General features: G+C 61.8%; 1 protein-coding gene. It reads left to right on the top strand.

Translation table 11 applies throughout. The features are described from left to right. Window positions 1–445 (top strand): transposase (locus tag J8I34_RS34435; RefSeq protein WP_209808640.1); only part of this gene is annotated, 445 nt, incomplete at both ends.

Below are 445 nucleotides of genomic sequence, written 5' to 3'. Positions count from 1 at the left end.
TGTCGGGCGAGCACTTCAGCGTCGACGGCACGCTGATTCAGGCGTGGGCCGGCCACAAGAGCTTTGTACGCAAGGATAGCGGCGATAAAGACGATAACGACGGCGCTGACTTCAAGGGTCGCAAGCGCAGCAACGAGACGCACGAGTCCAAGACCGATCCCGATGCCAAGCTGTACCGCAAAGGCAAGACCGCCAGCGAGCTGCGCTACATGGGCCACACTCTGAGCGACAACCGCCACGGCCTGGTGGTGAGCGCCATGGTGACCAATGCGGACGGACACGCCGAACGCGAGGCCGCGAAGGTCATGCTCAACGATGCCAGGCAGGTAACTGAAGACCCAAATGTGGAAGTGACCGTCGGCGCCGACAAGGGCTACGACGCGCAGGAGTTCATCCAGGCCTGCCTGGAAATGAAGGTGACTCCCCACGTGGCACAGAACACCTC

Source organism: Cupriavidus phytohabitans (genome assembly GCF_017815025.1).
Taxonomy (GTDB): Bacteria; Pseudomonadota; Gammaproteobacteria; order Burkholderiales; family Burkholderiaceae; genus Cupriavidus.
This window is presented reverse-complemented; position numbering and strand designations above follow the sequence as displayed.